This is a genomic window from Thalassovita mediterranea, from assembly GCF_001458435.1.
Taxonomy (GTDB): Bacteria; Pseudomonadota; Alphaproteobacteria; order Rhodobacterales; family Rhodobacteraceae; genus Thalassobius; species Thalassobius mediterraneus.
The window spans coordinates 17,841-42,568 of the sequence record NZ_CYSF01000007.1 but is presented as its reverse complement, the minus strand read 5'-3'; the positions used below and the strand labels follow the sequence as shown (position 1 = coordinate 42,568).

The window sequence follows — 24,728 nt, the reverse complement described above, 5'->3', positions numbered from 1 at the left end:
CAACCGTTGCAACAATGCTGCAACGGACAGGATTGTTTTTGTCTGAGGCCAAGTTGGTACGAGTTTTGCGGCGCCACGTGCAGGCGCCGATGGAAGTTTTGACGAAGAAAAGACAGGCTGGGATTTGGGGAATATGACGCAGGATCAGTGGGGCCAACTAAAACAAAACCTATTGAACACAGTAGGTAAGAACAATTTCGCAACATGGATCGAGCCGCTCGAATTTGTCGAGATCGCCGATGGTGTTGCCAGCTTTCAGGCACCGACGACCTTTCTGGGCAACTATGTATCGCAGAATTTTGGCGACCTGATTGTTCACAAACTGAATGAAGGCGGTGCCAACGTGCGCCGTATCCATTTCCGTGTGGGCACAAGCACCCCGCGCCCGCAGGCCCCTGCCGCGCGCCCCGCTGCTGCACCTGCCGCTTATGAAACCGTGACCGCATCTGCCGCTCCTGCCGCCCAGCCCCGTTTGGCCGATGCCCCTGAGACCATCCGCCCCGCCACGGTCGAGTCGATCACCGATTCCCCTGTCGATGGCGCGATCGCTCAGGATCTGCTGCCCGGCGCCCCGCTGGATGCGCGTTTCACCTTTGACACCTTCGTCGTCGGCAAGCCGAACGAACTGGCCCATGCCGCAGCGCGCCGCGTTGCCGAAGGTGGTCCTGTAACCTTTAACCCGCTGTTCCTTTATGGCGGTGTTGGCCTTGGTAAGACCCACCTGATGCACGCCATTGCGTGGGAGTTGCAGACCAAACGCCCCGATCTGAACGTGGTGTACCTGTCCGCAGAACAGTTCATGTACCGTTTCGTGCAGGCGCTGCGCGACCGCAAGATGATGGATTTCAAACAGCTGTTCCGTTCGGTCGACGTGCTGATGGTGGACGATGTGCAATTCATCGCGGGCAAAGACAGCACGCAGGAAGAGTTCTTTCACACCTTCAACGCGCTGGTTGATCAGAACAAGCAGATCATCATTTCTGCCGATCGCGCACCGGGTGAGATCAAAGATCTGGAAGACCGCATCAAATCGCGCCTGCAATGTGGTCTGGTCGTTGACCTGCACCCCACCGACTATGAACTGCGCCTCGGCATTCTGCAGTCCAAGGTCGAACAGCATTCGCAACAATACCCCGGTCTGGAACTGGCCCCCGGCGTGCTGGAATTCCTTGCCCACCGCATCAGCACCAACGTCCGTGTGCTGGAAGGTGCGCTGACCCGTCTGTTCGCCTTCGCGTCGCTGGTAGGTCGCCCGATCACCATGGAACTGACGCAGGACTGCCTGGCTGACGTGCTGCGCGCGTCCGAGCGTAAGATCACCGTGGAAGAGATCCAGCGTAAAGTGTCTGAACACTACAACATCCGCCTGTCCGACATGATCGGCCCCAAACGTGTGCGCACCTACGCCCGCCCGCGTCAGGTGGCGATGTACCTGTGCAAACAGCTGACCAGCCGTTCCCTGCCGGAAATCGGTCGCCGTTTTGGTGGCCGTGACCACACCACCGTCATGCACGGTGTGAAACGCATCGAAGAGCTGCGCCAGCAGGACGGTCAGATCGCCGAAGATCTGGAGCTGCTGCGCCGCGCGCTGGAAGCGTAAGCACCACGCAGAAACACGAGCCGGGCGGCAAAACCGTCACCGGAACCGCACAATTGGGCGTCGCAGCATCCGCTTGCGGCGCCCATCTACTTGACGGCCCCGTCAAACACCCGCAGAAACCAAGAAAAGGCTTGAGGCCACACGGGATTGCGATACCTTGCATCCCCCGGGCATCCCCCCGGAAATGGCCACACTGGGATAGGAGCGAGGGAATGAAATTCAGCATCGAACGCGGGACACTTCTGAAGGCCGTCTCTCAGGCGCAATCAGTTGTCGAACGCCGCAACACCATTCCAATTCTGGCAAACGTTCTGATCGAGGCAGAGGGCGACACCGTCCAGTTCCGCGCCACCGATCTGGACATCGAAGTGGTCGATAAAGCCACCGCGCAGGTGGAAAAAGCGGGTGCCACCACCGTGTCCGCCGTGACGCTGCACGAAATCGTTCGCAAACTGCCCGACGGCGCATTGGTCACCCTGACTGAAGACGGCGTTGCCGGACGCCTGACCGTTGAGGCGGGCCGCTCAAACTTCAACTTGGCGACCCTGCCCAAGGAAGATTTCCCCGTTATGGCCAGCGCGGAATACGCCAGCAACTTCTCGGCGCCCGCGCCGGTGCTGCGCCGCCTGTTCGACAAATCGAAATTCGCCATCTCGACCGAGGAAACCCGGTACTATCTGAACGGCGTTTACCTGCATGTCTCTGACAGCGAAAACGGCAAGGTGCTGCGCGCCGTCGCAACCGACGGTCACCGTCTGGCCCGCATCGACGCCGACCTGCCGATGGAAGCGGGCGACATGCCCGGCGTCATCGTTCCGCGCAAAACCGTGGGTGAGCTGCGCAAGCTGCTCGATGATGACGAAATGCTGATCGCGGTATCCGTGAGCGAAACCAAAATCCGCTTCGCCACCCCGAACATCACCCTGACATCCAAGGTCATTGACGGCACCTTCCCCGACTACAGCCGCGTGATCCCGATGGGCAACACCCGCAAGATGGAGGTCGACGCGTCCGAATTTGCGTCTGCTGTTGACCGTGTGGCCACGGTTTCGTCGGAACGCTCGCGTGCAGTGAAAATGTCGCTGGAAGAGGATCGCCTGATCCTGTCCGTGAACGCCCCCGACAGCGGCGCCGCCGAAGAAGAGCTGGCCGTCGCCTACAACGACGAACGGCTGGAGATCGGCTTTAACGCGAAATACCTGCTGGAAATTGCCAGCCAGGTCGATCGCGAAAACGCGGTCTTTATGTTCAACTCCTCCGGTGATCCGACCCTGATGCGCGAAGGTAGCGATACCTCTGCCGTCTACGTCGTGATGCCGATGCGCGTCTGACCCAAACGGTCCCGCTGGCGGAGTTTGATCCAAACTCCGCTGGCGTTTTCTGATCCAGAAAACGCCCCCTATGGCAGAACTTGCACTCAAATCCCTCACCCTGTCCCATTTCCGGTCGCACAAGCGGGCGGAAATTTCCTGCGATGGCCGCCCTGTCGCCATCTACGGCGGCAATGGTTCGGGCAAGACCAATATCCTTGAAGCGGTCTCCCTCTTCTCCCCCGGTCGTGGGCTGCGCCGTGCCTCGGCCGAAGAGATGACGCGCCGGCCAGAGGCGCTGGGATGGAAGCTGACCGGCCTCTTGCAGCGCGACAGCCAAGTGTCAGAGATTGAGATCTGGTCCGACAGTGGTGCCGCACGCCAGCTAAAGATCGACAGCAAATCTCAGCCACAGCTGGAACTGGCCAAACAAGCACGGATCCTGTGGCTGATCCCGTCGATGGACCGCCTGTGGATCGAAGGTGCCGAAGGCCGCCGCCGCTTTCTGGACCGCATGGCCCTGTCGTTTTTCCCCAACCACGGCGAGGCGACGCTGGCCTATGAAAAGGCGATGCGTGAACGCAACCGCCTGCTAAAGGATCAGCAGCGTGATGCCTTTTGGTACAAAGCGTTAGAGGCGCAGATGGCAGACCATGGCGCGGTGATCCATGACAACCGCCAGCGCAGCCTTGCCTTCATCGCCACTGCGCAAGCACAGGCAGAAACCGCCTTTCCCACTGCCGATCTGGACCTGACCCAGAGCGAAGGTGAGATGCCGCAAACCGCGGATGACCTACTGACCGCACTGGCAGAAAGCCGTTTCCGCGACCTCAGCGCCGGGCGCACGCTAGTGGGACCGCATCGCACCGACCTGTACGGCGTGTTCGCGGCCAAAGGCGTTCCGGCCAAAGACTGTTCAACGGGCGAACAAAAGGCCCTGCTCGTCTCGCTCATCCTTGCCAATGCGCGGGCGCTGGCGGATCAGATCGGCATGCCACCGATCCTGTTGCTGGATGAGGTCGCCGCACATCTGGACGCCACCCGTTTGGCCGCGCTCTATGATGAGATTTGCGGTTTTGGCGCGCAGGCGTGGATGACAGGCACGGGGCCGGAACTGTTCGATAGCCTCGGCCCTCGCGCGCAGTATCTGGAGGTTCGCGAAGAGGCGGGCGCCTCAACCGTGATCCAGCATTAAGAGCGTCACTTGCCTTTGGTCCAAAATCGCCTACGGGGCGTGACAACCCCCGTCAGGTTTCGTATATCTTTTGGACCCAAGAAGTAGGAAGGCCGGCATGTCCGACACCGATCAAAATTCGCAAGAATACGGCGCAGATTCCATTAAGGTTCTCAAAGGCTTGGAGGCGGTTCGCAAACGCCCCGGCATGTACATCGGTGACACCGACGATGGGTCGGGCCTGCACCATATGGTCTATGAGGTGGTGGATAACGGCATCGACGAAGCGCTGGCGAAACACGCCGACTTCGTACAGGTGAAAATCCACGCCGACAGCTCTGTTTCTGTGCGCGACAACGGCCGTGGTATTCCCGTCGACATCCACGAGGAAGAAGGCGTTTCCGCGGCCGAGGTTATCATGACCCAGCTGCACGCCGGTGGTAAGTTTGACAGCAACTCCTACAAGGTTTCGGGCGGTCTGCACGGCGTAGGCGTGTCCGTTGTGAACGCGCTGTCGGTCTGGCTGGAACTGCGCATCTGGCGCAACGGTAAGGAACACTGGGCCAAGTTTGAGCACGGCGAATGCACCGAACACCTGCGTGTTGTTGGTGACGCTGAGGGTGAAAAGGGCACCGAGGTGCGGTTCCTTGCGTCGACCGATACCTTCTCGAACCTGGAATATTCGTTTGAGACGCTGGAAAAGCGTCTGCGCGAACTGGCGTTCCTGAATTCCGGCGTGCGGATCATCCTTGAGGATGAACGCCCCGCCGAGGCGCTGCGCACTGAGCTGTACTACGACGGCGGCGTGAAAGAGTTTGTTAAATACCTCGACCGCTCCAAAACCTCCTTGATGGAGGATCCGATTTATGTGCGCGGCGAAAAGGACGACATCGGCGTTGAACTGGCGATGTGGTGGAACGACAGCTACCACGAAACCGTCCTGCCCTTTACCAACAACATCCCGCAACGCGATGGCGGCACCCACCTTGCCGGTTTCCGTGGTGCCCTGACCCGGACCCTGTCGAAATACGCACAGGACAACGGCATCGGCAAAAAGGAAAAGGTCAGCTTCACCGGTGATGACGCCCGCGAAGGCCTGACCTGCGTGTTGTCGGTGAAAGTGCCGGACCCCAAATTCTCCTCCCAGACCAAGGACAAACTGGTGTCGTCCGAGGTGCGCCCTGCAGTGGAATCGCTGGCGGGGGAAAAGCTGGCCGAATGGTTTGAGGAAAACCCCAACACCGCGAAGATGATCGTGTCCAAGATCATCGAAGCCGCACTGGCCCGCGAAGCCGCACGTAAGGCGCGCGAACTGACCCGCCGCAAAACCGCGATGGATGTGAACTTCCTGGCCGGTAAGCTCAAAGACTGCTCTGAAAAAGACCCGTCCAAAACCGAAGTCTTCCTGGTAGAGGGTGACTCGGCCGGTGGATCTGCGCAGACGGGACGTGACCGCCTGACACAGGCGATCCTGCCACTGCGTGGTAAAATCCTGAACGTCGAACGCGCCCGTTTTGACAAGATGCTCAGCAGCCAAGAGATCGGCAACCTTGTCATGGCGCTGGGAACCGGTATCGGACGCGATGAGTTCAATCTGGACAAGCTGCGCTACCACAAGATCGTAATCATGACCGATGCGGACGTCGATGGTGCCCACATCCGGACGCTGCTGTTGACCTTCTTCTACCGCCAAATGCCTGAATTGATCGAGGCAGGCCACCTCTACATCGCGCAGCCGCCACTGTATAAGGTCAGCCGTGGCAAGTCCGAGGTTTACCTGAAGGATCAGGCCGCCCTTGATGATTACCTGATCGAACAGGGCATTCAGGACACTGTTCTGAAACTGGGCAACGGCATGGAAATGGCCGGTGCTGACCTGAAACGCGTGGTCGAGGAAGCGCGCAGTCTGAAACGCCTGCTGGATGCCTTCCCCACCCATTACCCGCGTCACATTCTGGAACAGGCCGCCATCGCTGGTGCCTTTGTCCCCGGTGCGGTGGATGCAGACCTGCAGGGCGTGGCCGACAAGGTTGCCAAACGTCTGGACGAAATTGCACTGGAATACGAACGCGGCTGGCAGGGTCGGATCACACAGGATCACGGCATCCGTCTGGCCCGCATCCTACGTGGTGTCGAAGAGGTGCGCACACTAGATGGCCCGATGCTGCGGTCGGGCGAGGCGCGTAAAACCGGCAGCTTCACCCAAAGCCTGCAAGAGGTTTACAACCAAACCGCCACGCTACAACGCAAGGACCGCACTGTGCTGATCCACGGCCCGCTGGGCCTGTTGGATGCGATCCTGAAAGAGGGTGAAAAAGGCCTGTCACTGCAACGCTACAAGGGTCTGGGCGAAATGAACCCCGATCAGCTGTGGGAAACCACGCTGGACCCCGAGGCGCGCACCTTCCTGCAAGTGCAGATCGAGGACATGACCGAAGCGGACGACATCTTTACCAAGCTGATGGGCGATGTGGTGGAACCCCGCCGCGAATTCATCCAGCAAAACGCGCTGAGCGTGGAAAACCTGGATTTCTGAGCCCCTCAGACACAGCCTGCAAAGATCGCCCGCCCTTGCGCGGGCGATTTTCGTTTGTGGCAGGCTATGGCGACCCTCTGATGCCTTTTGGCACTACATGCCACCCACCAGCCCCTTACGGTCATGAAAACGGCCCCTCCTGATCCAGAAGGGGCCGTTAAAGTGCTAACAAATTGTGAGCGGGTTAGCCGCTGTAGTAACCGTCGTAACGATAGTTCTGTTGACCACCCTCGAAACAGTTCAGGATACTGGTCACAACCGCATCCTCTGGCAGCGTATCGCGCAGGTAGGTCATTGTGGTGCGCAGCTCGACCTGTGTCGCCTCGCCAAAGCGCACACAGACAACGGCCCCGTCAACCATCGGTGCGATGTATTGGGTGTCTACCACCGGCAACAGCGGCGCGGTGTCGATGATGACCACATCAAAGGCGTTACGGGCGTTTTCAACCAAACCTTTGAACGCTGTCGACTGCAGGGGGGCATCGGTTGGCACATTCGCACGGCGGCTGCCCAGGATAATGCCCAGCTTGCTGAGCGGGTCCAGAACATAGAACTGCTCCGCGCTGTTCATATCGTTGTTTGATGTGCCTTCTTCGTCCATCATCGCGCCGTTCGACTGAAGGTATTCCAACAATCCGATCGTCGGTTTTTCATCGACAAAATCGTTGATGCTAGGATTACGCAGATCGGCATCAATCAACAGCGTACGTTTGCCCGCCAACGCATAGGTCCGCGCCAAGGCCAGCGCAGTGGTCGACTTCCCTTCGGCCGGAATGGAGGAGGTCACCAGAATAACCGACCCGCGATCATTGCGCAGTTTTCCTTGCCGCTCCAATCCCAAATCCAGACTTGCCCGCAATTTGCGATAAGCCTCTGCAAACTGCGTCATCGGCTCCTTGATCACCTTGTCGGCAAGTGTGTCGCGTCCCGGCTGGAACGACAAACGGGGCACCACAGCTGCAACTTTAGCCGAAATCACATTGCTCAACTGATGAGCCGACGTAACGCCGCCGTAGTAGAATTCTTTCAACAGCGCCAATGCAGATCCGATACCCACTGCCAGAGTCAGTGCAACCGCCAGAACAAGCTTCTTATTAGGATAAGACGGAGAGTTGGGCGGCAACGCCTCTGCGACAAGGCGACTGTCTGCAACCTGAACAACGGCCTGCGCTTCCAGATCACGCAGGCGGGTCACCAGCTGATCATACTGCCGCTGCGAAATAACCGCACCCTGATTAAGGGCATAGATTTCGGTCAAGGTCTGCGCGCTAAGGTCCGCACCAGTCAGCGCCTGCTGAATATCCTCAAGGAAACCGTCCTGGTCCTGCCGTTCGCGGCGCAGCTCGCCGCGCAGGCCCGACAGGCTGCTAGCCGCCAGTGTTTCCAGCTCACCTTCGAGTCGAGCGATCTCCGCTTCCAGATCCAGTTTCTGTTGGTCTTCGATCTGGCCGGTCTGCAGTCGGCTACGCAACGACTGGCGCTCTTCCTCCAGCGCTCGCAGTCCCTGTTCGCCAACCTGCTCCGCCAGCGTTGCCCAGTCCCGCTTTTCAAACGCCGCATCGGCGGCCTGAACGTTACGCTCAAACTGCGCCAAACGTCCGCTGGAGGCGTTCAAGCTGTTCTTCAGCAGGGTGAGTTGTTCAGAATTTGCCTCTTCGCTCAGCCGTTCGATATTTTCCGAGACATAAAACCGCAAAGCGGCATTGCTATCAGACAAGCGCCGCTCCGCTTTGGTCAGCTCAGAACGCAGCACTTCACTTGCCGTAGCTACAGATTGCACACGGCTGGCGACCTGATCGTCGATGTAGACACGTGCATGGGTATTTGCCAGCGCGGCGGCTTGCTCAGAACTCATGCTGGTGACTGACACGCTCACCAGATAGGTCAATCCCTTGCGCCGGACGTTCAATGCATTCGAGAAACGCAAGAGCGTCGCGTTCGTCAGCTGCGAAACTGTCGGCGCCGGTGGCAGATCCAATCCGACAGCCAGACGCAGTTTATCCAACAATCCAACCGAGGGACCGAATTCTTCGGTCGTTTGCAGCTGAGTGCGTTCGATGGTCTGCAACCCAAGACGAGTCGACTTCAAAATCTCAACTTCGGTATCAATCCGCGAGCTTTCGATCGACGCATTGGTGCGCGCCGCAGCGTTCGGATCCAGCAGGTTGGTTTCCTGCGGATCAATTTTGATCAGTGCAGTTGCCGTATAAAGAGGCGTGGTTCGGCTGACATAAACGAATGCCAGCGCCAAAACGACCAAACAGGTCAAAAGAACAAGACGCACTTGTCGACGCAAAATCGCGAAAACCTCGCGGATATCAACAAAATCTTCAGGTGATTGATTCATGATTTAAGTCCTGAGAAATATCCGAAGTATTAGGGGCGCCGCCAACGGCCAGCACCTTGTAACAGCTTTTGTTTTGAATGAAACGGACAGCACCTAGTCGACCCGACTTATAGCTGCCCAAATCTACGTTAATACGATTTTCTGTGCGGGTAACCTCATCTACAGGAACATGCCCATGCACCAACGTCAGATCGCTGACAAACTGATCGGCGTGCTCAGGTGGTCCCCAAATGAGCTGGGATTGGCTCTGCTGATCCGCAGAGCGACTTAGGTCGTATCCCGCATGGGCAAAGCGCCATTTTCCTATTTCCAGCGCACAGGGCAAATTCGCAAGGAATTCACGGTGGGTTGCCGGCACAGCACTCTCCAAGCGGTGCGTCAACAACGGCACATCGCGCAGGACATCTTCACCCGGCTCGATCGCGATCCCGTAGGACATCAGGGTTTCGACACCACCATACATCAACCAGTTGGCATTTTTTGCAGGCTGTTCCAGAAACTTTTGCATCATGAATTCATGATTGCCTTGCAAAACAACCCGCTGAAATCCGGCGGGAGCGGGTGCCATCACCCGTTCCAATATCGTGGCACTATGAGCCCCACGATCGACGAGATCCCCCAGATAGACGATCAGTTTTTGCCCCGGTAAATCGTCGCCATCGGCAACAATAGCGGCCTCCATCGCGTCAAATAGATCAAGACAGCCATGTACGTCGCCAATCGCGTAAACCGCGACGGGTTCACCAGCAAGACGTAGAATCTTAGGCGCGTCAGGCGCAAGCTCTGCTTTCTTATTTCCAAAGGGCCATTTCATCATCAAGCTCTCGAATGGGCGCGTTTCGCCAAACCAAGGGCGACCAACGCAATAAACACATAAACATTGGCCGCAATCTCTAGGCTAAAGTCCACCAGCGAGTGCGCCCCGGTCAGAACAATAACCGCAACTGCAATTGCAGCAGGCAAATAGGCCAATTCACGGCGCCTGATCGCACGCAGCAGAGAAATCAACGCAGCAACTACAGCCAGCATCGTGACACTGCCCAAAATCAGCCCGTAATCCGACCATAGCGTTAGATAGGTGTTATGGGGCGCTTGCCACGTCAATCCGGCTGACAGTTCCGGGGTGCGATACAGCTCAAACGCCAAGGGATAACTGTCAGCGCCATATCCAACAAACGGGCGTTGCATGATCATGTGCCACGTCTGACGAAAGAGTTCAGTGCGCGCGTCTGCCTGAGCCAGACCGAAAATCGCGCGTTCCATCGTCCCGCTTTCGCCGCCAATCAACATAGCGACAGGCAACAAAACCGCCAACACGGCGCCGCTCAACAGGATTTTCCAGATCGCAGTGCCATTCTTCAGCAGGATTACCGTCGCAACACTTCCCATACCGAGGAAACCGACAAACGCCCCCATGCGTGAACCGGTAGCGGCCAGCGCCGCCAAAAGGATCGCCAGCCAGCCCAAATGAACCACAGCCTCCATGGTCAGACCGCGCGATTTAGCACGACGACGCGGCGAACGGGCGCGGGGACCGTAGATCGCCATCATAAACCGCGCGGTCCCGATCACCGTGCCCATCGCCAAAAATGTCGCGAAGGAATTGCGGTTCACAAAGGTGCCCGTAGCATAGCCCAGATAGGCCGTCTTTTCGCCCAGCAGCAGCGTATCACCCAGAAAGCCGAGCGACACCAACGCCCAGACGGCATGCACAATTATGCCCGCGTAGATCCAACTCAGCATACGTTCGATCCGCAGTTGATTGGTGCAAACCTCCAACATCATCACAAACAGCACGCCGTATGATATCAGCCGGATCACCGCCAATTGCGAAGCCGATGCAGCTACTGTTGCCTGTGACAATTGCACCTGCCCAGACGGAAGTGTCAAAGCAGGCGCCTGCACACCACTCACCTGCCAAATGGTGCCCGCAATAGCCAATACACCAAACCCCAGCACCCATGGGTGGTCCCGCAGTTTTGACGGGCGCTGCGGGTCAAGCAGCAAGATCAGCGTATAATATCCCGCACACAGCATCGCCAGAACGGCCGCAGCCCCCAGCCACGCCAGACTGTTGTTGGCCCCATAGGGAACGGGAACGACCAACAGGAACAACGCCAAAATCACCGCCATTGCATCGTTCAGTTTACTCACCGCACGCGGTGAACCACCCAATGCTTTGGTTTCAAGTGTCACCGTCTCAAAGGAGAAACCTTCGTCGGTCGACTGGGGTGCGATCGGGGCCGCCTGTTCCGGAGCGGGTACAACGCGGCTGCGCTGTGCTTCGCGCAACTTGCGCGGCTTATCTGCGTCAAAATCAATCATTGCTCGCCCCCTGTTGGTTCAGGACGCGCGCCTGGCGGCGTTCACGGACATCTTCAAGAAACCGGCGCTTTTCAAAATCACTTGCCTCCGTCATGGCGTCACTCAGCCATCCCCGCAGGTTGGGATTTGTTTCATATATATCTGCTAAAAACGAACGATAACGGCTGGTTCCCAAAACCAACAGCACATCCGCTGTCAGAACCGTATCAAGCATATCGACCGGTTGACCTTCACCGACAAGGGCCAGTCCGAAGCGCAACCGCCGCGCGGCCAGCCAGCCTTCGCTTTTGGCAAAGGTCCAAGCCTTAACGAGTGCTTGCAAGGCGTCGTCATCCGCATTCTGCAAACCCAGCGCACGCGCGTGGACGAGATGGGCAATAGACGACGTTGGCGCCGCACCCAAAACGTCACTTGCCAAATCCGAACATGCCCCGACAACCCTCTCGACTGCCACCGGCGCAGACAGGCGCGCAAACGGCGACGCCAGCAGGTCGTCACATTCTTTTAGCAACATTTGCTGACGCGCCCACGAACGCGGACGTGGCAACTGTGGCGCCTTAGTGCTGGCCTCTAGATAGACACGGGCAGGGTCCAGCGCCGCACGCTGAGCGCCCTGAGCTTCCTGTAGCAGGAAACGTCCCGCAAACACCGCCACCGCCAGACACGCTGCAACTAGAAACAGCCGCTCAAGCACCAAACTTCGCATTCTTGTCTCACACTGAATTCAACCCATCGCTTCAGGATGGCATATTTTTTGCCCATCACACACGGGCGGCTACACGTACCACAGCAAAACACCTGATTCTCATACGCATGTGGTAGCAGAGGCCACACTCAAATGTATGGATTTTTAGACTTTCGACGCCCGCCCCACGTCTTTTCCCCAATTCACGCCCCATTTTCTGCGCACTGACTACACACATCAGATGGCGCGCTCCTGACGGATTGGTCTATCCCCCTGCGAAAGTCTGGAGGCGCTCCACTGATGCGCCGTTGAAGGGTCTGGGCGGCTCTCTCTATTCTGTCCTTACCGCATCTTTTTCGGTCGATTTTCGGCCATTTTCTGTGAGTTTAACGATGAAACGGGACCTTTCTCAGGCTCCTGAACGGCCACGCTTTGCGCTGCGCCGTGCGGGCCTTCTATTTTCGATACTCATGCTCTGCGCCATCAGCTTCTCGGCGGCCCCGATCGCTCCAGCGCACGCACAATCCGTTGTCCGCGTCAGTAATGACGGCGGCGGCAGCCTGCCAGCGCGCCTGAACGAACTGCGCCAGTTGCGCAACAGCGGCCAAAGAGTCGAGATCAGGCGCGGCTACTGCAATTCAGCCTGCACCCTTTATCTTGGACTGGAAAACACCTGTGTGTCTCCGAACGCCCGCTTCGGCTTTCACGGCCCACAAATCGCAACACGCGGCTTGCGCATGTTGCCTGATGATTTCGAGAAATGGTCGCGGACCATGGCTGAACATTACCCTTCACAACTGAAAGGCTGGTTCCTGCAAACAGCACGCCATTCAGAAAAACTGATCACCGTCCGAGGAGCGCAGCTCATCCAAATGGGTGTGCCGCGCTGTGGTTAATCCTCGGTGGGTAGGCTCAGCTTAGGAAGGGCTGCCCGCGATGGCATCCAGGTCAACTTCGGTGCCATCGGCAACCTGACCGGAAACCTCTGCCAGCTGCTCAGCAACTTCAGGATCAGTTTCGGCAACAACATCCGCAGCAGCCTGAACAACCTCTGCCATCTGGCCCGCGATCTGGCCGTTGCTCTGTGCCGCGCTAGCAGCAACCGTTGCGACAGTCGACATGTACTGGTTCACAACCTCAGGGGCCAGACCCGGCTGTGCCTGAATGGTAGCAATCGCTTGCGACAGGATAGCCTGACATGCAGCAGGCGAGGAATTGCACTGGTCAAGCAGAGCGCCAAAGTCTACGGGCGCGGTCTGGGCCGAAGCAGACGCAGCAACGATGGAAAATACACCGGCAGTCAAAATCTTTTTAATCATCTTACTCTCCATAAAACCCAAAGTGGGCCTAATAGTAATGCTAACTACCTATCATAGGCCCCTCGCCCAAGATAGATAAACATGATCTTTGCCTTCGCGTCATAACGTGGCATTGCTCTTTGTGTAAAGGAGAAAAGCGCGATAATGCGCATGCGCGTCCTTTTCGCATCTACGCTAGAACTCGCTTGTTACAAAAGCATATCAGCGGTTTGCCGCATTTAGCGGCACCAATGATCCGCTTGACAACAACCTGCGACGCCACGCATGACCCAACCTTTGGCAGTGCGCCTAAATTTTGGGCCAAATCAGGACAATACTCATATGCAAGAGCCCCGTTTTTCGCCGTTGCAAGACGCAGAATGGCCCGAATCAGTAGATCACCTGAAAGACGGCTTTGCTACGCAGCTTAATGTGTATCGCACAATGGCCCACAACCCCGCGCTTCTGAAAGCATGGGCGCCGTTGCGTCAACACGTGGTAAAAGACAACGCTTTGGGCGCTGAACTGTCCGAAGTAGCGATTTTGCGCACCGGCCACCGACTGGGATCTCCATATGAATGGGCCCAGCACGTACACCGTTCCCGCGCGATCGGAATGAGTGATTCGCGCATTAACAAGGTGCGCGGCCCGCTGGAAGGTATGCGCAAAGATGACGCCACCATCGCCCGCGCGGTGGATGAGCTGTTCTATGAAAAACGCCTATCGCCCCACACCCAATCGGCGCTGGTGGATCTGGTGGGCAAAGAAGGCATGTTTGACGTGATCGCCACCGTCGGCTTCTATTCGACACTGGGCTACATCCTAAACAGCTGCAACACCCCGCTGGATGACGACATCGCCACCGCACTGGCCGAAACGCCTTTCGATCCCTAAGCGCTTTCAACGTTCTGGCAGTACTCTGGTTGAATTGGCCGCAAGGCCAAGAGGGCAAAGCCCTCCCCACCCATCAGATACAAAAACGGCGCCCGCGATGGGGCGCCGTTTTCTTTTTCTCAATCCCGAAGGGTCAGATCAGAGCTGCGCCAGAAAGGCGTCGATGCCGGCCTGTGCCACTTCCTGATCCTGACCCGGCGTACCGGACGAAATCCCGATACCGCCAACAACAGCGCCATCGACGATCACCGGCAGGCCACCGCCCACAACCATCAGGCGGCCACCAATGGCCGAGGCGATGCCATAGGCCGGTTTGCCCGGCTGGCTGACCTCACCGTATTCATGGGTCGCCTTTTTGGCACCCGATGCGGTGTAGGACTTGTCGATCGCGATGATGGTCGATGTGACCTTGCCCCCGTCCATCCGTTCAAAGGCGATCAGGTTGCCACCCTCGTCGGTGATCGCGATGCACATCGGCACACCGATCTCTTCGGCCTTGGCGCGGGCACCGGCAATCAGAATGCGGGCGTCGGCGATATCCAGTCGTTGTACAGTCATCATGGCTGTCTCTCCTCTCGGCAGTTAGGCTTGCAGCGCTTTGGCTTCGCGGCGGCGGGCGTGCAGGACCGGCTCGGTGTAGCCCGACGGTTGCTCAACACCCTTGAAGATCAGATCGCACGCGGCGGCAAAGGCCACGCCGTCATAACCTGGCGCCATCGGCGTGTAGGCCGCGTCACCAACGTTTTGGCGATCCACTTCCTGCGCCATACGCTTCAGACTGTCCATCACCTGCTCCTCGGTCACCAGACCGTGCAGCAACCAGTTGGCCAGATACTGCGAGGAAATCCGCAGGGTGGCGCGGTCTTCCATCAGGCCCACATCGTTGATGTCGGGCACTTTGGAACAGCCAACACCCTGATCAACCCAGCGCACAACATAGCCAAGGATGCCCTGACAGTTGTTGTCCAGATCACGGCGCACTTCCTCATCGGTCAGGTTGCGACCGGCCAAGAGCGGCGGCATCAACAGATCGCTCAGGCTGGCAGCCTCGCGCGATTTCATGTCGTCCTGTACGGCGAAAACATCGACCTGATGGTAATGCGTCGCGTGCAGCGTCGCGGCAGTTGGCGACGGCACCCAAGCGGTGTTTGCACCGGACTTCGGGTGGCCGATTTTGGCGTCCAGCATTTCGTCCATCATGTCAGGCTTGGCCCACATGCCTTTGCCGATCTGACCTTTGCCCTGCATGCCGGTTGCCAGACCCGCATCCACGTTGCCGTTTTCATAGGTGGTCAGCCACAGCGCGGTTTTCATCTCATCCTTGGGGATGAAGGCACCCGCCTGCATAGAGGTGTGGATTTCGTCGCCAGTCCGGTCAAGGAAGCCGGTGTTGATGAACACCAGACGGTCCTTCACCTGGCGGATACATTCGCGCAGGTTGGCCGAGGTGCGGCGCTCTTCGTCCATGACGCCCAGCTTGACGGTGTTCGCCGCCAGACCCAGGATCTGTTCAACACGGCCATACATCTGATCAGCAAAGGCAACCTCTTCAGGGCCGTGCATCTTGGGTTTCACCACATAGACCGACCCTGCACGCGAATTGCGCGGGCCTTCGGTTTTTTGCAGGTCGTGCATGGCACAGGCCACGGTGCACAGCGCGTCCAGCATGCCTTCAGGGGTTTCTTCGCCGTTCAGCTTCACCGCGTCGGTGGTCATCAGGTGACCAACGTTGCGCACCAGCAGAACCGCGCGACCGGGCAGAACAACTTCGCCACCCTCAGGGCCGGTCAGCACCTTGTCCGCGTTCAGGCGGCGGGTCATTTCCTGACCACCTTTGGTGAAGGTTTCGGCCAGATCGCCTTTCATCAGGCCCAGCCAGTTGCCGTAAACGGTGACTTTATCTTCGGCGTCTACTGCGGCAACCGAATCTTCGCAGTCCTGAATCGCGGTCAGCGCGCTTTCCAGCACCACGTCACGCAGGCCAGCGGCGTGCGCGGCGCCAACCGGGTGGCTGGGATCAATCAGCAGCTCAATGTGCATGCCGTTGTTGACCAGAACGTAGGACGCTTTGTCGCCCTCTTCAGTATAGCCCACAAAACCAGCTGCATCGGCAAACCCAACGGTTTCACCGCCGACCTCTGCGACCAGTGCTGCACCGTCACGACGGTAGGCGGTGACATCGGCGTGGCTGCCTTTGGCCAGCGGCACCGCTTTGTCGAGGAAGTCAGCGGACCACGCAACAGCCTGCGCGCCGCGCTTGGGGTCGTAACCTTTGCCTTCGGGCGCGCCGGGCAGCGCGTCGGTGCCATAAAGCGCATCGTAGAGAGAGCCCCAGCGCGCATTCGCAGCATTCAGCGCAAAGCGAGCGTTCATTACCGGAACCACCAGCTGCGGACCAGCAACGCTGGCGATCTCGGGATCCACAGCGGCGGTTTCAATTTCAAACGCTTCGCCCTCTTCGACCAGATAGCCGATTTGACGCAGGAACGCTTCATATTCGGCACCATCCCAAGGTTGGCCCTTACGTTCCAGCACATAGGCGTCGATCTGGCGCTGCATCTCTTCGCGCACGGCCAGCAGGCGGCGGTTTTCGGGCACCATATCAGTCAGCATTGCCGCATAGCCGGACCAAACCGCATCAGCGTCCAGGCCCAGTCCGGGAAAGACGTCGTTTTCCATCAGCGCCGCCAGCTCGGCAGCCACATCCAGCCCAGCGCGGGTCACATAGGTGGTCATGTCTATCACTCCTCATGATCTTTGCCCCTTTCCTACCCCCCGAGGACCGAGTCGTCTTGCCTATCGGAAACTTTTTCCGCATCGTGGAAAAGTATTGGATTGCAGCGAGAACAGACCATGGCAGAGCGACAAACGAACGGCGTGCAATCGGTGCAGCGGGCGCTGGATCTGTTGACGCAGGTGTCAGAGGTGCCGGGTGGCGCGCGCCTGACCGATCTGGCGCAGTCCACAGGACTGGCACCATCAACGGTACACCGCCTGCTGACCACGCTAGAAAACAGCGGTTTCGTCTATGCCGATGGCCTATCCAACCGTTGGCACGTCGGCCAGCGCGCCTTTGCCGTTGGATCTGCCTACACCAAACAACGCAGTTTCGTGGCCCCTGCCCTGCCCTTCCTACGCCGCCTGCGCGATGCGACACGGGAAACCGCCAATCTCGGCGTGATCGAGGATGGCGAAGTAATCACGCTGAGCCAGGTCGAGAGCCGCGAGATCAAACGCACTATTTCCCCCCCCGGTGGACGGGTGCCGGTGATCTGTTCCGGCATGGGCAAGGCGATCATCGCCACGTGGGAGGATGACGCGATTGACCGCGTGATTGAACGCCACGGCTTGCGCGCGGTAACCAAGCGATCGCTGACCAGCCCAGCAGCAGTGCATGAAGAAATCGCCCGCATTCGCAGCCGAGGCTATGCGCTGGATGATGAGGAGTTTGTGATTGGCCTGCGCTGTGTCGCGGCAGTGGTCTGGGGGCCGTCCGGTGATCCGGCCTGCGCCATATCAGTATCCGGCCTAGCGGCACGCATGACCCCGCAAAAGGTCGCAGAAACAGGCGAAACCGTGAAGCGTCTAGCCGCGGAACTGACCTCTGTACTGGGCGGCCGCCCGCCAGAGTGAGTCGCAGCACACCGCAAGCACCGCCCAAAAACACCCGCCTTTTTGGGGCAACACCACCCGTTTGGCGGGGCACACCCCTTCTTTTACGGTGGCAATTGGCCCAATGCCCTGACCCGCGGCGCTTCTTGCAAACCCCGTGCCGACCTATACTGAAATCAGTTTTATTCAGTTTTATGGTAGCCGGGAAAGGCAGGTTTGACAGATCATGCGTATGCTTCTTGCTGATGATCATCTGCTGCTGATCGAGATGATCGCAACCTATCTATGTCAGGATGACACTGTGACGGTCGACAAAGCCGCCACGCTACCTGCGGCCATGCAACTGCTGAACAGCGGCCATGAATATGACCTTGTGGTTCTGGATTACCAAATGCCCGGCATGAACGGTCTGTTGGGACTGAAACAGGTTCTGGCGGCCGAGAACGTGAAACATGTGGCGCTGATGTCCGGCCAGATCCCCGCCTCTGAAGCACGCGAAGCCTTCCGTCTGGGTGCCGTCGGCGTGATCGCCAAATCTGTGTCGGCCAACTATTTCGTGCAGACCCTGAAATATCTGGCGATGGGCGGCAAACACATGCCCGATGAATTTGCCGAAGGCGCGGATGCGGCACAAAACCCGTTCTTTGAACAGCTGTCACGCCGAGAAACAGAGATCTTGCGCGAAATTGCCACCGGAAAGACGAACAAAAGCATCGCCTATGAGCTGGGCATCCGCGAAACCACGGTGAAACAGTTCGTCACCCTGATCAACAAGAAGCTGAACGTGCAAAACCGCACGCAGGCGGCACTGCTAGCGCGCGATCACGGGCTGCTGTAACCCGTTGAAATTCATCAACCGCTAAGAGGCCCTGAGCGCGCGTTCGGGGCTTTTCCTATGGCATTTCAGGAATGCCATCTGCGTGCATAGCATGGCTACACCAACAAGAAACCCCGGCCATGGGGACCGGGGCTTAGACTTGATCAGGAGAGATACTAACTGGTTACAAACTTAAAAAAGGAGCGCGAGCGAGGGGGGGGACATCGAAAACAACGGTTGACTGCCTAGCGTGTTTTCTAAATCTCGCGCTCCTTATTACTCGTTACAGAACTCGATACGGGTTACTTACAACTTTGGAACTCATCACCAGTACCTTGGTATTATTTCTACCCGAAGACGGCCCAACCTGGGTATCTGGGTATTGGTATGGACATACATACTTTGGTACGGGCAACGTTTTTCAAAAGTTACCCAGATCAATTAATTTCAAAACATTTCCAAACCCTTAACAGCCTAGACCAGCATCGTAAAAAAGCACAAAGACCTGCCAAAACGGCCTAGTCCACCCGCTTTTTCCCGTGCAACCGCTGGCTTAGGCGATTCCTTGCGGCTTCTCAGGTGGGGTAAACTTGGCAAATCACACGCAGACGCCTAGAACGCTGGGGTGCGCTGGCATCCCAAGTCGCCGCATCGCACCATCGATTCTTGTGCGCAGAGGACCTGCATGACCAATCATCTGTATCAGAACGACCTGCCCGACGGACTGGACCTTGGTCCTATGGTGGCTATCGACTGTGAAACCATGGGTCTGAACCCACACCGCGATCGTCTGTGTGTGGTGCAGTTGTCCGGCGGTGACGGACATGCGCATATCGTCCAGATCGCACAGGATCAGATCGGCAAAGGCAAAGAGGCGGCACCAAACCTCTGCGCGCTGCTGGAAAACCCCGACGTGATAAAGCTGTTCCATTACGGGCGCTTTGATATTGCGGCGATGTTCAACGCCTTTGGCGCATTGGCAGCACCTGTTTATTGCACCAAAATCGCTAGCAAACTGGTACGCACCTACACCGACCGTCACGGTTTGAAGAACCTGCTGCAGGAACTGTTACAGCAAGACATCTCTAAACAGCAGCAAAGCAGCGACTGGGGTGCGCCCACCCTGACCAAGGCACAGCTGGATTATGCAGCTTCGGATGTTTTGCACCTGCATCGCCTGAAACGGGAGTTGGACCGGATGCTGGACCGCGAAGGGCGCGCAGAAATGGCGCAGGCCTGTTTTGATTTCCTGCCAACCCGTGCCCGACTGGATCTGGCTGGCTGGCCCGACGTCGACATCTTTTCACACTAGGCGCGGGTCAGAGGTACGGTTATGGCAGCGCGCGACGGTTTTTATTCACGTTTTGTGGTTCTGGCGAAAATCCTTTTGCCACTAGCGTCGCTGGCCTTGCTATCGACTTTGTTTCTGTTTTCCGACAGCCGTGGGCCGTCGGGCGATCTGCCCATCGCATTGAACGATTTGCAGGAACGTGCCCGCGACGAAGTGATTTCGAACCCTCGCTTTGCTGGCGCCAGCCCCTCAGGTGACATCCTCGCCTTCGAAGCAGATACCGCACAGCCCGATCCGGTGGTCCCTCATATGGCGCTCGCGCGGGCATTGCGGGCACAAATCAATCTGAACAGCGGGACCAAAGTTACGTTCTCTGCCATCAGCGGCACATTGAACACCCGTGATCAAGTGGCTCAATTGACCGGAGAGGTGCTAATCTACAGTTCCACCGGCTACACTGTACGCACGGATGCGCTGACGACACAGATGGATACAGTTGCCGCCAGCACAGACGGACCGGTGCAGGCTGACGGCCCTGCCGGACAGTTGACCGCGGGCAAAATGGAATTGACCCAGGACACACAGACAGGTGATGTCCATTTGCTTTTCACAAATGGCGTAAAGCTGGTATATCAGCCCTAAGAGTTAGGGCGCTTGATTAGGACCAATAGAATTATGACCCGCGCAAAGATGTTCAAATTTCTGGCCCCATTGGCCCTGACAATGGTGGCGGCATTGACCCTGCCTTTGGCCCCGACCTCTGCTTTGGCGCAGGAACTGGCCTTTGGCTCGACCCGCCCCTCACCTGACACACCCGTATCTGTCAGCGCCGACGCCCTATCAGTGAACCAGGAAGATGGCACCGCCACCTTCACTGGCAACGTGGTCATCGAACAAGGCGACATGATATTGTCCGCCGCGACGGTGTTGGTGGTCTACAAAGAAGACAGCCAGAAAATCGCCTCTCTCCAGGCCAGCGGTGGCGTGACCATGGCCAGCGGCAAAGACGCCGCCGAAGCGCAGAACGCGGATTACGATATCGACGCGGGTATTGTTGTGCTGACCGGCAATGTCTTGCTGACACAGGGCGAAAACGCCATCACCGGTGAAAAAGTGACCATAGACATCGACGCCGGCACCGCCACCGCTGGCGGCCGTGTACGCACCACCCTGCAGACGGGGAACTGATTCAATGACCACCCCCGATCTGACCCTGACCGAAGGCGGACAGGGCCTGAGCGTCGAAAACCTGCGCAAAAGCTACAAAACCCGCGTGGTGATCCGCGATTTTTCAATGTCGCTGAACCGGGGGGAGGTTGTCGCCCTGCTGGGCCCGAACGGCTGTGGCAAGTCGACGACGTTTTATTCAATCGCAGGTCTGGTCTACCCCGAGGGCGGGCACGTGAAAATCGACGGTCGCGATGTGACCGGCCTGCCGATGTATCGCCGCGCCAAACTGGGCATTGGCTATCTGCCGCAGGAAATGTCGATCTTTCGCGGGTTGAGCGTTGAGGACAACATCGCCTCGATCCTCGACATCTCGGAAAAGAATCGCCACAAGCGCCGTGAACGGCTGGAAGAGCTGCTGTCAGAGTTTTCCATCGAACACCTGCGCCGCGCCCCTGCGCTGGCCCTGTCAGGCGGCGAACGCCGGCGGGTAGAAATTGCCCGCTGCTTGGCGGCAAACCCGAAATACCTGCTGCTTGACGAACCTTTCGCCGGTGTGGATCCGATCAGCGTCGGCGATATCCGACATCTGGTAGCCGACCTGAAAAAGCGCGGTATTGGCGTTTTGATCACCGATCACAACGTGCGCGAAACGCTGGAAATCGTTGACCGTGCCTACATCCTGCATGATGGCAAAGTGCTAATGTCCGGCACACCGGAAGAAGTCGTGGAAAACGAAAACGTCCGCCGCGTCTATCTGGGTGACAACTTCAAAATTTCCTAATCCTTTGATCAGCTAACCCATCCTAGAGTTGCCACCTGGCTATGCAATTCAGTTCAAAAAACTTGCATAGATTGATTGACACTGGGGCAACAAAGGGGTTCGATTAGGGTATGGCGACTCTTGCATGTGCAGCTTTGAAACGGTCGGTCTTGGCAACAAGACCCGTCCGCACGCAGGCCACATCCCCGCGCACACTGTTGCAGCAATCGGGCGTGCAAGGTTCGGCCATTTTGCAATCCAACCTCCCCATTTAACGCCACCGATCCCTTGTTGGGGCCGGCTGTATGTTAATTGGTGGAGTGTCACGAAAAGGAGACCTGATGCGCTATCAAATCACTGGAAAACAGATTGATATCGGCGAAGCGCTGCAAACCCACGTACAGGATGGCCTAGGTGCCGCGGTACAGAAATATGCAGAACGTCCTACGGACGCCAATGTCATCTTCTCCAAGTCGGCAAACGAATTTGTTTGCGAAGCAACCGTGCATCTGTCCACCGGCCTGACAGCGCAGGCCAAAGCCCATGACCATGAAATCTACGCTGCCTTCGAAAAGTGCTGCGATAAGATGGAAAAACAGCTTCGACGCTACAAGCGCCGACTGAAAGACCACCATAGCACGCGCTCGGAACCTGTTGAACAATTCGGAGCTTCGTCCTATATCCTCGCATCTGATGCTGACGAAACTGAATCGGAACCTGCAGACCTGCAGCCGATCATCGTCGCAGAGATGGAAACCAAGATCCCATCCTTGTCCGTCGGTGAAGCGGTCATGCAGATGGAACTAGCCGGGGCACCGGTGCTTGTTTTCCGGAATGAGGGTAAAGATGGGGTGAACGTGGTCTATCGCCGTGAAGACGGCAACATAGGCTGGATTGATCCTCAGTAATCACAGGCCGGGAAACCCCGTCCAGCGGAGCGCTGAAGACAGACATGGAACTTTCGAGCATCCTGAAACCGGAGGCCGTCAAGGTTATTGGCGCGACCTCCAGCAAGAAACGTTTGTTGCATGATCTGGGCGATCTGGCCGCATCAGCCTATGGGGTGAACCCAGAGGCCGCGGTTGAGGCGCTGCTGGAACGTGAAACCCTGGGACCAACGGGCGTGGGCCACGGTGTGGCCCTGCCCCACGCTCGACTGGCAGATATTGACCGCGTTGTTGGCGCATTTGTGCTGCTGGAAAAGCCGATTGATTTCGAAGCGGTGGACCGTCAGCCCGTAGACGTCATCTTTGCGCTCTTCGCACCTGAAGATGCGGGTGTTGAACACCTGAAAGCGCTGGCACTGGTATCGCGTTCGTTGCGCGAGGCATCGCTATGCACAAAACTGCGCGCCAATGCCGATACAGCGACACTGCACGCTATCCTGACCGCAGATCAGGGTGGCCAACAGGCGGCCTAAGCCGCCCTTTGGCACCACAGACAGCCAGTCAATAGCTTTGCCTGTCAGCAGCTTTGCCTTAGGCCCAGCTGCTGAATCCAAAGCTGATATAATCTTTCTGATAAATCGCTGCGACGCGGGCCTCTAGGTCGGCGTCATAGATCGCCTCTAGCGCAATTGGCGCCATCTCTGGTGGGCGGGCATACTCGGGCGCTTGCATCCGACCGGCAGAGGCCGCCAGAACAGGCAGCATGTCTGCCAATTCATCTTCACGCAGAATCATGTCCGGCTGGGCGATATCGGCAAACCCTTGCAGGGTCTGGCTTTGGCTGCACCACGTCGCATCCACACGGATCGCAGTTTGGCCAGACAGGTTCATCTTGAGGAAATCAAGGAACCCAAGGAAGGCCGCGCGGTGCGCCTGCGCGTCATATTGCGCGTCCACCTCATCCGGCAGGCCCAGATCAAAGCGACGGTTCAGCGTCTTGCGGATCTTGGGGTAGGTGCCACGGCCTGTGGCCAAAATGCGGGAACAGAACGCATCATGCACCCGCGCCACTGGATGACGCAGAACCGCGAAGCTGCGGAACCCAGCATGGTCCTTTTTCCACATCCTGAGGGTCTTTTGCGAAAACCCGTCCTGCAACTGGCCTGCGTCCACATCATCCAACGCCGCCATCCAGCGCCGGACAGCATCGTCACAGCCATTGCGCAGCGGCATGAACAACAACGGCGCATCCTTCGCCGCAACGTAGGACGGGACCACAGCGCCACGGCGCGGTTCAAAGTTTGGGGTGCGGGTCAGGTTGAACTGATCCAGATGGGACAGCGCCGCCTCCATCTCAGGATAATTCTCGACTTTCTCGGATAGCGGGGCTGGGTTCTGCTTTTTCAGCTTGCCGTCCAGCTCTACCAGCTGCTCCTCAAGCCCCAGCCAGCGGGCTAGACCGTTGGTCACATCCAGATCCTGCAGATCCTCATAGGCGACATAAAACGCCGTCTGCCCGGCCGCCTGCAATCGGTTCAACAGCGTGACTTGAAACGCCTGCAGGTCAGCCAGATGGGTTTCAAATTCGGTACGGTCAAACACCGCCTTGCTGTCGCGGCGCTTGGTCTCATTGGTCAGTTTCCACTGGCCGGTGGCCTGCGCGATTTTCCAGCTAACGTAGCTGTCGACCGGATTACGGGTCAGCACAATCTTGGCGCAGCGCGGATCGTCCAGCATCACATCCAGAATGCGCGGATCATGATCGTGGAAATAGCGAAACCCGCCCATGCCCTCGCTGTGCTGACGGATCGTGTCCAGCAAGCGCTGCGGATCATCGTCACGCATATCCTGCGTAACACCCAAAATTTCGGTCGAGTTCGGATAACCGATGAAATGGGGATTGAACGCTTCGCCATGACAGGTCAGCGAGGGGAAGGCATTCAGGTTCGCCTCCAGAAAGTTGGAGCCGGTGCGCATTTCAGCAAACACTACGAAATAATCAAACCTGTCGCTCATAACTGC

General features: G+C 57.8%; 22 protein-coding genes. 14 read left to right on the top strand and 8 right to left on the bottom strand.

The features are described from left to right. The first annotated feature begins 133 nt into the window (after positions 1 to 133). From dnaA to gyrB, 4 genes are all read left to right on the top strand, one after another. On the top strand, positions 134 to 1,600 hold the full coding sequence (dnaA, locus tag TM5383_RS07645) for a chromosomal replication initiator protein DnaA (protein WP_058318465.1): 1,467 nt from the start codon (positions 134 to 136) through the stop codon (positions 1,598 to 1,600). 212 nt (positions 1,601 to 1,812) lie between these two features. Then, on the top strand, positions 1,813 to 2,931 hold the full coding sequence (gene dnaN / locus TM5383_RS07640) for a DNA polymerase III subunit beta (RefSeq protein ID WP_058318464.1): 1,119 nt from the start codon (positions 1,813 to 1,815) through the stop codon (positions 2,929 to 2,931). 70 nt (positions 2,932 to 3,001) lie between these two features. Beyond that, positions 3,002 to 4,105, top strand: coding sequence for a DNA replication/repair protein RecF (recF, locus tag TM5383_RS07635; RefSeq protein WP_058318463.1), 1,104 nt, complete (start codon positions 3,002 to 3,004; stop codon positions 4,103 to 4,105). A gap of 97 nt (positions 4,106 to 4,202) precedes the next feature. Continuing rightward, entirely contained in the window at positions 4,203 to 6,620 is a 2,418-nt protein-coding gene (gene gyrB / locus TM5383_RS07630) for a DNA topoisomerase (ATP-hydrolyzing) subunit B (protein WP_058318462.1), read from the top strand. 184 nt (positions 6,621 to 6,804) lie between these two features. Here the strand turns inward: gyrB and TM5383_RS07625 are convergent, their stop codons facing one another. From TM5383_RS07625 to TM5383_RS07610, 4 genes are read right to left on the bottom strand one after another with little or no spacing between them, the layout of a single operon-like run. Further along, positions 6,805 to 8,967, bottom strand: coding sequence for a GumC family protein (locus TM5383_RS07625; RefSeq protein ID WP_058318461.1), 2,163 nt, complete (start codon positions 8,965 to 8,967; stop codon positions 6,805 to 6,807). Further along, on the bottom strand, positions 8,951 to 9,784 hold the full coding sequence (locus TM5383_RS07620; RefSeq protein ID WP_082645432.1) for a metallophosphoesterase: 834 nt from the start codon (positions 9,782 to 9,784) through the stop codon (positions 8,951 to 8,953). Before TM5383_RS07620 ends, TM5383_RS07625 begins: the two co-directional genes overlap by 17 nt. Further along, positions 9,784 to 11,292 carry an O-antigen ligase family protein gene (locus tag TM5383_RS07615; RefSeq protein ID WP_058318459.1) on the bottom strand — a complete coding sequence of 503 codons (1,509 nt, stop codon included), beginning with the start codon at positions 11,290 to 11,292 and terminating at the stop codon, positions 9,784 to 9,786. Before TM5383_RS07615 ends, TM5383_RS07620 begins: the two co-directional genes overlap by 1 nt. Continuing rightward, complete coding sequence (locus TM5383_RS07610) at positions 11,285 to 11,998, bottom strand: hypothetical protein (protein ID WP_143570261.1); 714 nt, start codon at positions 11,996 to 11,998, stop codon at positions 11,285 to 11,287. Before TM5383_RS07610 ends, TM5383_RS07615 begins: the two co-directional genes overlap by 8 nt. 287 nt (positions 11,999 to 12,285) lie before the next feature. On the opposite strand from TM5383_RS07610, the gene TM5383_RS07605 reads away from it, so the two are divergent. Continuing rightward, the gene (locus TM5383_RS07605) at positions 12,286 to 12,873 is read left to right on the top strand and encodes a hypothetical protein (protein WP_231725076.1); all 588 of its coding nucleotides are present in this window, start codon (positions 12,286 to 12,288) and stop codon (positions 12,871 to 12,873) included. A gap of 21 nt (positions 12,874 to 12,894) precedes the next feature. On the opposite strand, the gene TM5383_RS07600 is transcribed toward TM5383_RS07605, so the two are convergent. Continuing rightward, positions 12,895 to 13,296, bottom strand: coding sequence for a hypothetical protein (locus TM5383_RS07600; protein ID WP_058318456.1), 402 nt, complete (start codon positions 13,294 to 13,296; stop codon positions 12,895 to 12,897). A 321-nt stretch (positions 13,297 to 13,617) separates the two neighbouring features. Here TM5383_RS07600 and TM5383_RS07595 point away from each other — a divergent pair, with 321 nt between their 5' ends. Next, the gene (locus tag TM5383_RS07595; RefSeq protein WP_058318455.1) at positions 13,618 to 14,169 is read left to right on the top strand and encodes a carboxymuconolactone decarboxylase family protein; all 552 of its coding nucleotides are present in this window, start codon (positions 13,618 to 13,620) and stop codon (positions 14,167 to 14,169) included. 138 nt (positions 14,170 to 14,307) lie between these two features. Here the strand turns inward: TM5383_RS07595 and TM5383_RS07590 are convergent, their stop codons facing one another. Then, positions 14,308 to 14,730: a GlcG/HbpS family heme-binding protein gene (locus TM5383_RS07590; protein ID WP_058318454.1), complete on the bottom strand. Its 423-nt coding sequence runs from the start codon at positions 14,728 to 14,730 to the stop codon at positions 14,308 to 14,310. 21 nt (positions 14,731 to 14,751) lie between these two features. Further along, positions 14,752 to 16,905, bottom strand: coding sequence for a malate synthase G (locus TM5383_RS07585; protein WP_058318453.1), 2,154 nt, complete (start codon positions 16,903 to 16,905; stop codon positions 14,752 to 14,754). Positions 16,906 to 17,022: 117 nt separating this feature from the next. Here TM5383_RS07585 and TM5383_RS07580 point away from each other — a divergent pair, with 117 nt between their 5' ends. From TM5383_RS07580 to TM5383_RS07545, 8 genes are all read left to right on the top strand, one after another. After that, positions 17,023 to 17,802, top strand: coding sequence for an IclR family transcriptional regulator (locus TM5383_RS07580; RefSeq protein ID WP_058318452.1), 780 nt, complete (start codon positions 17,023 to 17,025; stop codon positions 17,800 to 17,802). Between the two features lie 205 nt (positions 17,803 to 18,007). Beyond that, complete coding sequence (locus TM5383_RS07575) at positions 18,008 to 18,619, top strand: response regulator transcription factor (RefSeq protein ID WP_058318451.1); 612 nt, start codon at positions 18,008 to 18,010, stop codon at positions 18,617 to 18,619. Positions 18,620 to 19,283: 664 nt separating this feature from the next. Beyond that, positions 19,284 to 19,910: a ribonuclease D gene (locus TM5383_RS07570; protein ID WP_058318450.1), complete on the top strand. Its 627-nt coding sequence runs from the start codon at positions 19,284 to 19,286 to the stop codon at positions 19,908 to 19,910. Positions 19,911 to 19,931: 21 nt separating this feature from the next. Beyond that, a complete protein-coding gene (gene lptC / locus TM5383_RS07565) occupies positions 19,932 to 20,531 on the top strand; it encodes an LPS export ABC transporter periplasmic protein LptC (RefSeq protein ID WP_058318449.1) in 600 nt (199 codons plus the stop codon). A 33-nt stretch (positions 20,532 to 20,564) separates the two neighbouring features. Continuing rightward, positions 20,565 to 21,077: a lipopolysaccharide transport periplasmic protein LptA gene (gene lptA, locus TM5383_RS07560; protein ID WP_231725075.1), complete on the top strand. Its 513-nt coding sequence runs from the start codon at positions 20,565 to 20,567 to the stop codon at positions 21,075 to 21,077. 4 nt (positions 21,078 to 21,081) lie between these two features. Further along, complete coding sequence (lptB, locus tag TM5383_RS07555) at positions 21,082 to 21,840, top strand: LPS export ABC transporter ATP-binding protein (RefSeq protein ID WP_058318448.1); 759 nt, start codon at positions 21,082 to 21,084, stop codon at positions 21,838 to 21,840. A 320-nt stretch (positions 21,841 to 22,160) separates the two neighbouring features. Next, positions 22,161 to 22,727 carry a ribosome hibernation-promoting factor, HPF/YfiA family gene (hpf, locus tag TM5383_RS07550; RefSeq protein WP_058318447.1) on the top strand — a complete coding sequence of 189 codons (567 nt, stop codon included), beginning with the start codon at positions 22,161 to 22,163 and terminating at the stop codon, positions 22,725 to 22,727. A gap of 44 nt (positions 22,728 to 22,771) precedes the next feature. Continuing rightward, entirely contained in the window at positions 22,772 to 23,239 is a 468-nt protein-coding gene (locus tag TM5383_RS07545) for a PTS sugar transporter subunit IIA (RefSeq protein WP_058318446.1), read from the top strand. A 58-nt stretch (positions 23,240 to 23,297) separates the two neighbouring features. Here the strand turns inward: TM5383_RS07545 and TM5383_RS07540 are convergent, their stop codons facing one another. Continuing rightward, positions 23,298 to 24,722, bottom strand: a complete 1,425-nt coding sequence (locus TM5383_RS07540; protein ID WP_058318445.1) for a hypothetical protein — start codon at positions 24,720 to 24,722, stop codon at positions 23,298 to 23,300. Positions 24,723 to 24,728: the final 6 nt, after the last annotated feature.

Bases quoted from the DNA above. Each gene is read 5' to 3' on its own strand.
- TM5383_RS07570 (WP_058318450.1), top strand. From the start codon at position 19,284: ATGACCAATCATCTGTATCAGAACGACCTGCCCGACGGACTGGACCTT.
- dnaA (WP_058318465.1), top strand. From the start codon at position 134: ATGACGCAGGATCAGTGGGGCCAACTAAAACAAAACCTATTGAACACA.
- recF (WP_058318463.1), top strand. From the start codon at position 3,002: ATGGCAGAACTTGCACTCAAATCCCTCACCCTGTCCCATTTCCGGTCG.
- TM5383_RS07625 (WP_058318461.1), bottom strand. From the start codon at position 8,967: ATGAATCAATCACCTGAAGATTTTGTTGATATCCGCGAGGTTTTCGCG.
- TM5383_RS07575 (WP_058318451.1), top strand. From the start codon at position 18,008: ATGCGTATGCTTCTTGCTGATGATCATCTGCTGCTGATCGAGATGATC.
- hpf (WP_058318447.1), top strand. From the start codon at position 22,161: ATGCGCTATCAAATCACTGGAAAACAGATTGATATCGGCGAAGCGCTG.
- TM5383_RS07580 (WP_058318452.1), top strand. From the start codon at position 17,023: ATGGCAGAGCGACAAACGAACGGCGTGCAATCGGTGCAGCGGGCGCTG.
- TM5383_RS07615 (WP_058318459.1), bottom strand. From the start codon at position 11,292: ATGATTGATTTTGACGCAGATAAGCCGCGCAAGTTGCGCGAAGCACAG.
- gyrB (WP_058318462.1), top strand. From the start codon at position 4,203: ATGTCCGACACCGATCAAAATTCGCAAGAATACGGCGCAGATTCCATT.
- TM5383_RS07545 (WP_058318446.1), top strand. From the start codon at position 22,772: ATGGAACTTTCGAGCATCCTGAAACCGGAGGCCGTCAAGGTTATTGGC.
- TM5383_RS07610 (WP_143570261.1), bottom strand. From the start codon at position 11,998: ATGCGAAGTTTGGTGCTTGAGCGGCTGTTTCTAGTTGCAGCGTGTCTG.
- lptC (WP_058318449.1), top strand. From the start codon at position 19,932: ATGGCAGCGCGCGACGGTTTTTATTCACGTTTTGTGGTTCTGGCGAAA.
- TM5383_RS07595 (WP_058318455.1), top strand. From the start codon at position 13,618: ATGCAAGAGCCCCGTTTTTCGCCGTTGCAAGACGCAGAATGGCCCGAA.
- TM5383_RS07540 (WP_058318445.1), bottom strand. From the start codon at position 24,722: ATGAGCGACAGGTTTGATTATTTCGTAGTGTTTGCTGAAATGCGCACC.
- dnaN (WP_058318464.1), top strand. From the start codon at position 1,813: ATGAAATTCAGCATCGAACGCGGGACACTTCTGAAGGCCGTCTCTCAG.
- TM5383_RS07585 (WP_058318453.1), bottom strand. From the start codon at position 16,905: ATGACCACCTATGTGACCCGCGCTGGGCTGGATGTGGCTGCCGAGCTG.
- lptA (WP_231725075.1), top strand. From the start codon at position 20,565: ATGACCCGCGCAAAGATGTTCAAATTTCTGGCCCCATTGGCCCTGACA.
- lptB (WP_058318448.1), top strand. From the start codon at position 21,082: ATGACCACCCCCGATCTGACCCTGACCGAAGGCGGACAGGGCCTGAGC.
- TM5383_RS07590 (WP_058318454.1), bottom strand. From the start codon at position 14,730: ATGATGACTGTACAACGACTGGATATCGCCGACGCCCGCATTCTGATT.
- TM5383_RS07600 (WP_058318456.1), bottom strand. From the start codon at position 13,296: ATGATTAAAAAGATTTTGACTGCCGGTGTATTTTCCATCGTTGCTGCG.
- TM5383_RS07620 (WP_082645432.1), bottom strand. From the start codon at position 9,784: ATGATGAAATGGCCCTTTGGAAATAAGAAAGCAGAGCTTGCGCCTGAC.